Source organism: Shewanella sp. SP1S2-4 (genome assembly GCF_031932075.1).
Taxonomy (GTDB): domain Bacteria; phylum Pseudomonadota; class Gammaproteobacteria; order Enterobacterales; family Shewanellaceae; genus Shewanella; species Shewanella baltica.
The window spans coordinates 458,263-468,742 of sequence record NZ_JAUOET010000001.1; the positions used below are offsets into that span (position 1 = coordinate 458,263).

Genomic DNA, 10,480 nt, shown 5'->3' on the forward strand with positions numbered 1-10,480 from the left:
ATTTTAAATACTACTTTCTACAAGAATAAAATTAAATAAAGTTTGATTACACCGTTATTTATTTAATGGTGGAAAGCCAACTTCAATAACTAAGCATGTACGTGGTAAGTGGCTCTTGTGTACAGTTGTTCCATGTAAAAATCTTGCGTCATGACAAACAAGTCGACCTGTTTTTGATTTGACAATATATTGCTTCTCAGCCGGGTATTCGTGACAATGATCACCCCGCATAATGCTGTTATCTTTATCATTAATAAAAACCAAGTCTGCACTTTCATCTGGCACATCGGTATAATATATTGCAACTAAATGAGGAATAGTCCAATCGTTATTGGCATGCCTATGGGCAATTGCATCACAATTATACTCCATCCTATTTGCCCAAGTTCGGTGATACTTAAGCTTTTTAATATCTCGAGTATTCTGAAACCCTAACAAAATAGCAGATTCAAATATACGCCTTAAAATCCAATCACCTAAAGGATTGGTTTTGAAGTTTAATAATTGTGGAATTGGATGGCTTTTATAAAGATGTGCAGTTGATAATGCCCGCCCACCTTTCGCATCAGGAACGTTGCCTTCATTGAGCACTGCAGGAAGTGAAAACAGCGACTCAAGTGTACTGTATGTTTCGCGTTTCCCCTCAAAACTATCATATTCGTCGAAATCAAACACACAAATAGCTTGTTCAAATACAGGCACTAACATTTTACATCCTCATTACCAAAGTCTTATTATTTAAGATTCTTAGCTTCAAATGCTCGCATTAATCCTTCCAGCCAGTCTCTATGATTTAAGAGTAAGGTTCCAGCTCGCCCAACTAAGAGATCATTATCAGAGAAAAGTTTCTCATAATGTGTAATTTCTTGCTGAGATAAAGCCGAATGATTCGTTTTAAATTTCATTCCATATAAAACATACAAAAAATTCTTATGATCAAATAAATCAAAACGACTAAAAAAGTCAGACTGATGCGGAGGACGTAATTTGAATCTAGCTAAACGCTGTTTTAACTCAAATGAAATAGTATCCTCTTTTTTATTATCTAACCAAAATGATGAATCTTTCCGGTCAGAAATACAATAGTGCAACTTAATGAAGTCAACAACACGCTCCCAAACATACGTAATAACACTATTATAATATGAAGTAGAGACGCTAATATCCTCTATAGTTCGAGGAAAATGACGAGCTAACAGTTCAGCAGAAAAATCGGAAACTAATATAGATGTCGCCTCAAGTGGCTCAACAAAGCCTTGGGCCAATCCTAAAGCAACACAGTTTTTATGCCAGAACTCCTTCCTATAACCAATCTCCATAGGAATTTTCCGCGGCTTGAATTGAGCTTTATCGACTTGTAAGTAATCAGCATATAACGTTAAAGCCTCCTCATCACTCATATGCCGACTTGAGTAAACAAAGCCAGTTCCGCGACGTGTAGTGAGTGGAATATCCCATATCCAACCTGCTTTATGGGCAGTTGCAGTTGTATAGGGATTGATATTTTCTTTAGCATTCAGAGGCACTTGCTGCACCAAAACAGTATCAGTCAGTAACTCACTTGATTTACTTTCAAAAGGAACTTTCAGTGCTTTATCAATTAGGATTGAAGAGAAACCACTACAATCCACATAAAAATCAAAAGCTAATGATGAATTATCAGCAGTAATTAAATGTGAAATCAGTCCAAATTGATCCTGTTCAACTCCTACAATAGTGGCAAATTGATGCTTAACATTAAACTTTTTTTGTGCGTTCTTTGCTAATAAGCCTGCAAACTTTAATGCATTAAAATGATAAGCATAAGATAAGGCCCCATCATAGTCTCCCGAGCCTTTTAGCTTAGGGGATAAACCTAAGTCACAAATCCTTGCCTGAATGCCAACATCATCAAATGGGCGTTGACTCGCGTGAGAAACCCAGTAACTTGAGACATCAATACCTGCAGGGTAAGGGGCATCGAAAGCATGATAGTAGTGGTTGTCTCCGTGCACGTTTTTATCGAGCCAATTAACAAACTTGATTCCTTGCTTAAAAGTCGCATCACAAGCCAGCAATAGCTCTGCTTCGGAAATGCCAAACCGCTTCAATCCCTTCGCTAGATATGGAACACTTCCTTCACCGACACCGATTGTTGGCACATCTAACGACTCAATCAAAGTAATCTCTATTTCAGGATCATGGCACAACTCAGCCCCAAGGTGATTTGCAGCTAACCATCCAGCTGTTCCGCCTCCAATAATTGCAATACGTTTGATTTTCATTGTGTTTATTTACCTATAAAAAAGCCCAGTCAAGACTGGGCTTTTGAATTACAACAAAGTGTTAGAATACAAAGCTAGCACCAAGTTTATATGTCGTTTCGCCTTTAAATGACCAAGCAGGGAAATCATCTTGAAGCGCAGGCTTAACTTCAGTACCTACGCCAGCAGCACCATATTGAACGTCATCTTCAGCTGTTAAGTTAACAATTTCAAGACGTAATGCAATAGCTTCTGTCACATTCCAACCTAAAGTCACATCGAGTGTACCAAAGGCATCATGCATACGGTTGCCGTAATACTTACCATATTCACGAACCATGTACTCAGAACGCCAGTTATAAGCGGCACGTGCTGAGAAATCATCATTCTCCCAGTAGCCGACTAAGTTAGCACTATGCTTTGATGACTCGGTAAACATACCTATGTTGTCAGTATAAACTTCTGAAGGTGCACTACCATCTGCATATGTATAGTTCGCATTAACACCGAAACCGTTATCAAATGCATGGTTTAACTGCAGTTCAATACCATCGATCTCACCACCACCAGCATTTTCATAATTATTAACCGTCCAGTTATCAGCTGGTACCGCTAAATCATTATTAATTACGCCAATTTGCTGATTATACTTAGTAGTTGCAACGATAAAGTTACTGATATCTTTAATAAAGTATGTAGCAGAAACCAAGTTACCATCACCATAGTAGTATTCAAGGCTTAAATCCGCCTGAGAAGACTTCATTGGTTGTAAACCTGGATTACCATAAGTAATCTCTTCATTGCCTTTTCTGTCATCAGGATAACCAGTCGAAACTGATAAAAATAAATTATCATAGTTAGGACGAGTGATCGCTTGTCCTGCGGACATACGTAAGATCAAATCCTGAGCTAAATCGAATGAAATGTTGAAGCTCGGTAAGACATCACTATAGCTGTCTTTAACGCTATGAAGTTCTTCACTCCAACCTTGGTTAACAGCTAAAATATCTGCTGGTGAGTTATCAATAACATGGCCGCTCGAAGTGACATCAGTTTGGATATAACGTAAGCCAAAGTTACCGCGGAAACCTTCACCATCAAACGAGAACATGCCATACATAGATAGGTTATCTTCTTCGATTAGACCATAGGCTGAGCGGCTGTAGGCAAATTGATCAACCAGAGACTCTGTGGCATTAATCATAGCGTCTAGGTCAGCTTTAGGAATCGTCCAACCGTCATAACCTAACTTCATTGTCCCACTGTAAAGATCAGAAGTTTTAAATTCATTTGTTTTGGTTGGATCATAGATGGCGCGGTATTCGCTCTTCTCGAACTCATGTTGTGTGTAACGAACACCTGTTTCAAACTTATTGATAACACCTAGGTCAAGGTCAAAATCAACATCTAATTGAAGATAAGTTTCTTCATCAGAGTTAGGTCCTTTAATCCCCGTCCAAGTTGATGTTCCAACAGTTGTATCCAGTTGGTCTTGGGTAAAGCCCATATCACGACCATTAATATCTACTTGTTTACCAGTAGCATCAACAGTACCCGCCCACTTAACTTGGCCAAACTTATCACCCCACCAACCATAACCAAAGTTAGCACTCATTTGAGTACCACCTTCAGCTTTTGTCCTTCCTGCAACACCTGAAATTGCGAAACCATCACCTTTATAGTCAGCGTTCAACTCAAAGGTATCTGACGTCATCTCACCTTTACGCGCCCAGTTTTGGAAAAACACATCTGATGGCGCATTTTCAGGAGTGACACTTAACGTACAAACACCTGCTGCATTGAATTGTTTACATGCAGACGGATTAGTTGTGTTCCCTGGTCCAGCAGTGCCATCAGTAGGAGAGCCTGCCCAGTTTGTATCGGTTTCAATATACATGTTAGCGCCGATACTATCAGCACCGAGTTTCAGTGATAGTATGTGGGCACCAAATTCTAAATTATCAGTTGGTCGGAATTGTAATGTTGCATCTAGCGCAGTGCGCTCTTGCTGCTGCAAGAAACTAGATGGCTGAACAGAAGAACGTCCACCCCAATCTAAATCTGCTTCAGTACCAGTCCTTAAATACTCACGATCAATATATGAACCCGCAACTAAAACACCAAATGTCTCGTCATCATTTTTCCAGCTATACAAACCAGATAATTCAGGTGCTATATCTTCATTTACAGTGCCATATTCGCCCTTTGCAGAAACAAATACAGAATTAGCGTCCATATCAAGAGGCTTACGGGTTTTAACGATAACCGTACCACCAATACCACCTTCAACAAGATTGGCTTGAGTGGACTTGTACACTTCCATGCCACCAATCAGTTCCGAAGGTAACATAGAATAGTTAAACGAACGGTCGACGTTCATTTGATCGTACCAACCAGTAGATGCTACGTTCTGGCCATTTAAGGTGGTCAGAGTCATTAAAGGATCGGTACCACGGATAGAAACTGAACTACCTTGCCCAAATGTACGCCCCACAGTTACGCCAGGGACGCGACCGAGAGCTTGGCCAACATCAGAATCAGGAAATTTACCAATATCTTCCGCAGTAACAGCATCCACTACTGCGTTAGAAAATCGTTTTTCATTGATATTGGCTTTATTTGAAGCGCGAATACCGCGAACTTCAATTTTTTCAATATTTTCAGGTACGGCGGCGGTTGCCGCTGCATCTGCAGCGACAGCGCTGATGGATACAGCACTGCCGAGTAGGACAGCAATATTTGTTGCTAGTACAGTTTTCTTAAAGGTAGATGGTCGCATCTCGTTTCCCTTCCATAACTTTATTATCGTTTTAGTATTCATAACCATTCCCGATGGAATGACAACGCTGTCATGTCTAGTGCAAACATTACACAATAATTAACAGCCTTGCCACAACAAAATAACGATGGAAGCAAAAAAATGTCATAAAGCAGAATTTTGAATCAGTAGTTTTATTAAAAATCATTATAAAACATGAGCTTTAATATTATGATGTAAATTTACAACTCCCAGCATAATTGTAACAACGATAAATTAACGCCAATTTGTAACAATTCAGGATTGCTAAGCACATCAAAAGCTCGCACTATAAGACGTATAAGTAAGAAAATACTGATAAAAATGTAAGCTTGTAAATTGCTGGCAAAGAATTTACGTTCATAGAACAGTTAACCCTTCGCGACCTTAGACAAAGAGTTTTTACATCAATGAAAGTCACTATCAACGACGTAGCTAAATATGCTGGAGTGTCTATTAAGACAGTATCCCGTGTCACCAATAACGAACCTTCAGTGAAGCAGGCCACAGTTGACAAAGTGAACGAGGCGATAAAAGCACTTAACTATCAACCTAATTTAGCAGCGAGAAACCTTGCGGGCACAAAATCCTATGCTATTGGTTTTATTTACGATAATCCAAACGCATACTACATTATTGATATGCAAAATGGGATCTTGGCAGCCTGTAAAGACAAGGGCTATGAACTTGTCATCCACCCTTGTAATGCTAAATCAGAGACCATTTGTGATGAACTTACAGCACTAGTCAAATATTCTAGGCTAGCGGGATTAGTACTGACGCCTCCCTTGTCAGAAGACCCAAAAGTACTCAAAGCGCTTACGGAGATTGATGCTAACTATGTGCGCATTATTGCAGGCGAAAAGGACAAGGATCAGAATGGATTGACTATTTTAGTCAACGATAAATTTGGTGCCGTTGAAATCACCCAGCATCTAATTGACTTAGGCCACCAGCATATTGCTTTTTTAAGTGGGGATTTACACCATGAATCCACCAAAGAACGGTTACTTGGTTTTAAACAAGCATTAACAATAAATGGCCTAGAACTGGATGAAAACTACATAATTGAAGGGAAGTACTCATTTGAGTCCGGTGTTGACGGTGCGAATAAGCTTATTAAACTAGAACATCGTCCGACTGCGATTGTAGCTTGTAACGATGAAATTGCCGCTGGTGCACTTTTTGCGGCTCGTTTAGCGGGCTTAGATATCCCTGTAGACTTATCGATTGTCGGTTTCGAAGATAGCCCATTCTCACGTCAAACTTGGCCTAAACTGACCACAGTACATCAGCCAAACGCAGAAATAGCGCAAGTCGCAACGGAATTATTAATCGCAAAACGTCGCGAGCAAGATGCAATATATTCTAAGACTTTTACGCCTGAACCTATCATTCGCGACTCGTCGGCTATTCCTAAACCATAAAAAAGAGAGCATATTTGCTCTCTTTTAGTCATATTAAATTACATAGATATTAATGTAATTTAAGTTTTGGCCGCTGCCATTTCAATAATTTTTGCGCCACTCGATACACAATTGCCGAAAACCAACCATAAAGACTGGCTAAATGCCTTTGATACAAAGATATATACATCAATCTTGCAATATGCCCTTCTACAAAGAAAGTGCCAGAACGTAGGTTTCCCATCAAATTGCCTACTGCAGAGAAGCGGCTTAATGACACTAATGAGCCGTAATCTTTATAAACAAAAGCCTTTTCAGGCTTACCTTGTAACCGATTAACGATATTATCAAACAAGGTATCAGCCATCTGGGCTGCAGCTTGCGCCCTTGGTGGGACAGGCTGACCGGAATTTTGGATCAATAAGGCGCAATCACCGAGGGCATAAATATCTTGATGACCTTTAACTCGCATACAATCATCAACTTCTACTTGATTTCGCAGCGTAATGGGCAATTTAGTAAAATTCTGAAACGCTTTCGGCCCTTTTACACCTGCCGCCCAAACTTTTAAGCCCGCTTTAATGACATCACCATCTTGAGTGATAAAACCATCACGAGTCACTTCTTTAACTTGAACACCAATATGTAAACGTATACCTATTTTATCAAGAACAGACTGAGCCCTAGCACTCACACGCTCAGGCAATTGGGGGAGAATTTTGGGTGATGCTTCAATCAAATGCACATCAAGGTGATGTTTAGCAATGTTCAGATAGCCATACTCTTTAACAGATTCAATCACATGATGAAGTTCTGCCGCTAATTCAACACCGGTCGCACCAGCACCAACAATGCCAATACTGACTCTTTCTTGTGTTTCGTTTAATTGGAGTAATGCGTCGAGTAATTTATGATGGAATAGGTTGGCATTTTCAAGGCTATCTAAGAAGATGCAGTGTTCATCAGCTCCTAATGTATTGAAACTATTAGAAACACCACCAAGAGCAAGGACTAAAAAATCATAATCGATTTGTCGCTGCTCTAAGAGTAACTCGCCTTCGTCATTATAGACGGCGGCTAACTGAATCGATTTAGCATCAGGGTCGCACTGCTCTATCTCACCGCGAATATAGCGGTAACCATTTTTAAGCCCATGATCGCGGTAGAGTAAACCTTCAATAGATTGATCGATCACGCCAACAGCAACTTCGTGTAATTTAGGCTTCCAAATATGAATAGGACTTCGGTCAATTAAGCACACATCGACGACATCACTACCGCCCCATTTACGGCCCAACTTAGATGCAAGTGCTAAACCAGCTGCACCACCGCCCACGATCACTATTCTTTTTGTAGCCAAAATGACAACCTCATAAAACTCATTTGCGAGGCTCAGTTATACCATGTTACAGATAAGAGATAACTACATTAGTTCAGTAAAACTGACGATTTTGCATTAAAGATATTTCAGAAACTCAGCAGTACTTCCATCAACTTAACTAACAAAAAAGGGCCACAGGCCCTTTAGATTCGTTAGTCAGCAGTTTATACCGCTTCTTCGTTTTCTTCACCCGTTCGAATACGGATAACACGTTCAACATCAGTGACAAAAATTTTGCCATCACCAATTTTGCCGGTGCGGGCAGTTTCAACGATCACATCAATTGCTTGATCGAGCAGATCGTCCTGGATAACTAACTCTATTTTCACTTTTGGCAGAAAGTCCACCATGTATTCAGCACCACGATAGAGCTCTGTATGCCCTTTCTGACGACCAAAACCCTTGACCTCAGAAACCGTCATACCTGTAATGCCAATCTCAGCAAGGGATTCTCTTACGTCGTCTAATTTAAATGGCTTAATAATGGCTTCAACTTTTTTCATTAAAAATTCCTCATCCCTTGCAATAACATAAACAAACAGAATAACACTAGCTTACACGGGGTTAGGTCAACATTGAAGTGAATGTAGTACTTTACTCATAAAACACAGTTTCTACAAAATCGCTTTTAGCACATAAAAGTCTAAAAAAAGCACTATAACTATAGCGCTAGACTTTATACTTACATTCTAGCCAAAACTCGCTCGCGGGATGCAAGCGCAAAATAACAGGGATTTGTTATGAACACTCATCAAAAGGGCTTTAGCCTGATAGAACTTCTCATTTCACTTGCCGTCTTAACCATCTTGCTTACTGGAGGAGTGCCATCCTTAACTGATGTTTATACCCAATATAGAGCTGATAGCAGCATACGAATTATCCAACAAACGCTACAATTTGCACGTAACCAAGCAATTACTCTTAATAGAAAGGTAACCGTTTGTGCTGTTATCGACCAGAAATGTGAGCAAAACTGGCAAGCTGGGCTAACTGTTTTTATTGATACTAACAGTAATAACCAACTAGATGACAGCGATAAAAAACTTTATATAACAAATGCTTTTGATTCAAAAGACATAGTTAAATACAATCGTACGGCAATCCGGTTTCAACCTGACGGGCTGGCATCTGGTACAAATGGAACACTCAAATATTGTCCCTCATCAGCCACAAGCCCTTATTCTAGAGCTGTTATTGTTAATCAAGCTGGACGTGTACGTCTATCAAAAAACAGTAATATAAATTGCTCATAATCGAATAACAGGAAATGATTAAATTAGACTAACCTTTTAAAAATATCGCAAACAACATATCTTTCTAAAAGTTATAGTCATAAAAGTCAAAAGATTGATTGTAAAATGACATATCTATTTATGCTGAAACTAGCAACGTTCTCACTTATACTTTACAAAGAATAAGCGAGGATGATGATATGTGTAAAAAAAAGCTGGGCTTTACATTAGTGGAATTGATGGTCACTATCGCAGTTGCAGCAATATTACTGACTATTGGTGTACCATCAATGATATCACTCTACGAAGGTATCCGAGCAAATACTGAAATTGAAAGTATACAAGAGTCAATATCATTTGCTCGCAATCAAGCAGTAAGCTATGGCAATACAGTTAGTATATGCCCTCTATCAGGTTCTAGCTGTGGCAATGATTGGAGCAAAGGATTTAAGGTCTTCATTGATAATGGTACTCTTGGCACTCTTGATTCAACAAATGGTAGAACCGATAAAGTCATCAAAGTAGTTGATGGTTTTAATGATAAAGATTATGTTGAATATGATAAATCCTCAATTAGTTTTAATGCTGAAGGCCTAATCGTTGGTTCATTAGGTACAGGAAAAATAATTTACTGCCCAGGTAGTAAAACAAGTACTCAGTCAAAAGGTATACAAATAAGTTCATCTGGTCGAGTACAATCCTTAGCAACGACAGCCAACTGCAATTAACGATTTATTTTAAGTGCTTTCTATCAAGTCCTCTTGCGATTAGTGATTTAAAATCTCGATTGTCAGGGATGCACTCAATTACATTTCTAACATAGACTGATTGATTATCGAGAATACCTACCTCTGTAGATATAAGGCTTGCAGCTCTAAGGTCCGCTTCCTCCTTTAGCCAACTAAAATAAGCAATCTGCTCTCCTCTAGAGGTATCAATATAACATTTATAGGTTTCATCTAAAGAACCTGCAATTGCATGAGCAGTAACAAAACTCAATCCAACAACGACAACACTCGTTAAATTCTTCATTTCCAACATTCCTTAGGTGTTTTTTCACCAATTGAATTCATGGATATTGTCACGCATGGCGCGTCTCGAGATGCTTGAATACCTTGAGCGGTTGCAGTTACGGTAAACGCTCCAGAGTTTACGGAGGAATCCACTTTATAAAGTTGATTTTCAACCACAAAAGGGTCCACTTTTAAACCCAACTTAACCATATCAGCAGTATATTCACGATTATCGAGATAAAACTGCTCTTGAAGATTAACAATACGCATAACTGCAGCGATTCCATCTCCGCGAGCTCCTTTAGCAAGATACGCAGTATAAGATGGATAGGCAATAGATGCTAAGATACCTATGATAACCACTACAATCATTAGCTCAATTAACGTAAAACCTTCACTTTGCTTCAT

10 protein-coding genes are annotated in these 10,480 nt (G+C 39.3%); 3 read left to right on the top strand and 7 right to left on the bottom strand.

The features are described 5' to 3' along the window. Positions 1 to 54: 54 nt before the first annotated feature. The 3 genes from Q4Q52_RS02010 to Q4Q52_RS02020 all read right to left on the bottom strand — a co-directional run bounded on the left by Q4Q52_RS02010 (position 55) and on the right by Q4Q52_RS02020 (position 5,022). Complete coding sequence (locus tag Q4Q52_RS02010; RefSeq protein ID WP_311989713.1) at positions 55 to 708, bottom strand: putative 2OG-Fe(II) oxygenase; 654 nt, start codon at positions 706 to 708, stop codon at positions 55 to 57. Between the two features lie 26 nt (positions 709 to 734). Next, complete coding sequence (locus tag Q4Q52_RS02015; RefSeq protein ID WP_311989714.1) at positions 735 to 2,264, bottom strand: tryptophan halogenase family protein; 1,530 nt, start codon at positions 2,262 to 2,264, stop codon at positions 735 to 737. A 61-nt stretch (positions 2,265 to 2,325) separates the two neighbouring features. After that, the gene (locus Q4Q52_RS02020) at positions 2,326 to 5,022 is read right to left on the bottom strand and encodes a TonB-dependent receptor (protein WP_220593017.1); all 2,697 of its coding nucleotides are present in this window, start codon (positions 5,020 to 5,022) and stop codon (positions 2,326 to 2,328) included. A gap of 428 nt (positions 5,023 to 5,450) precedes the next feature. Here Q4Q52_RS02020 and Q4Q52_RS02025 point away from each other — a divergent pair, with 428 nt between their 5' ends. Further along, a complete protein-coding gene (locus tag Q4Q52_RS02025) occupies positions 5,451 to 6,467 on the top strand; it encodes a LacI family DNA-binding transcriptional regulator (protein WP_220592262.1) in 1,017 nt (338 codons plus the stop codon). A 49-nt stretch (positions 6,468 to 6,516) separates the two neighbouring features. On the opposite strand, the gene Q4Q52_RS02030 is transcribed toward Q4Q52_RS02025, so the two are convergent. Together Q4Q52_RS02030 and glnB are read right to left on the bottom strand one after the other, a co-directional pair. Continuing rightward, positions 6,517 to 7,806, bottom strand: a complete 1,290-nt coding sequence (locus Q4Q52_RS02030; protein ID WP_311989715.1) for an NAD(P)/FAD-dependent oxidoreductase — start codon at positions 7,804 to 7,806, stop codon at positions 6,517 to 6,519. Between the two features lie 185 nt (positions 7,807 to 7,991). Further along, entirely contained in the window at positions 7,992 to 8,330 is a 339-nt protein-coding gene (gene glnB / locus Q4Q52_RS02035) for a nitrogen regulatory protein P-II (protein ID WP_012088533.1), read from the bottom strand. A 237-nt stretch (positions 8,331 to 8,567) separates the two neighbouring features. Between glnB and Q4Q52_RS02040 the strand changes: the two genes are divergently transcribed. Together Q4Q52_RS02040 and Q4Q52_RS02045 are read left to right on the top strand one after the other, a co-directional pair. Next, positions 8,568 to 9,080 carry a GspH/FimT family pseudopilin gene (locus tag Q4Q52_RS02040; RefSeq protein ID WP_311891139.1) on the top strand — a complete coding sequence of 171 codons (513 nt, stop codon included), beginning with the start codon at positions 8,568 to 8,570 and terminating at the stop codon, positions 9,078 to 9,080. 179 nt (positions 9,081 to 9,259) lie between these two features. Then, positions 9,260 to 9,787 (top strand): GspH/FimT family pseudopilin, encoded by a 528-nt coding sequence (locus tag Q4Q52_RS02045; protein WP_107946756.1) that lies wholly within the window; start codon positions 9,260 to 9,262, stop codon positions 9,785 to 9,787. A gap of 4 nt (positions 9,788 to 9,791) precedes the next feature. Here the strand turns inward: Q4Q52_RS02045 and Q4Q52_RS02050 are convergent, their stop codons facing one another. Further along, a complete protein-coding gene (locus Q4Q52_RS02050) occupies positions 9,792 to 10,091 on the bottom strand; it encodes a TapY2 family type IVa secretion system protein (protein ID WP_107946755.1) in 300 nt (99 codons plus the stop codon). Next, complete coding sequence (locus Q4Q52_RS02055; protein WP_311989716.1) at positions 10,088 to 10,480, bottom strand: type IV pilin protein; 393 nt, start codon at positions 10,478 to 10,480, stop codon at positions 10,088 to 10,090. The genes Q4Q52_RS02050 and Q4Q52_RS02055 overlap by 4 nt, the downstream gene beginning before the upstream one ends.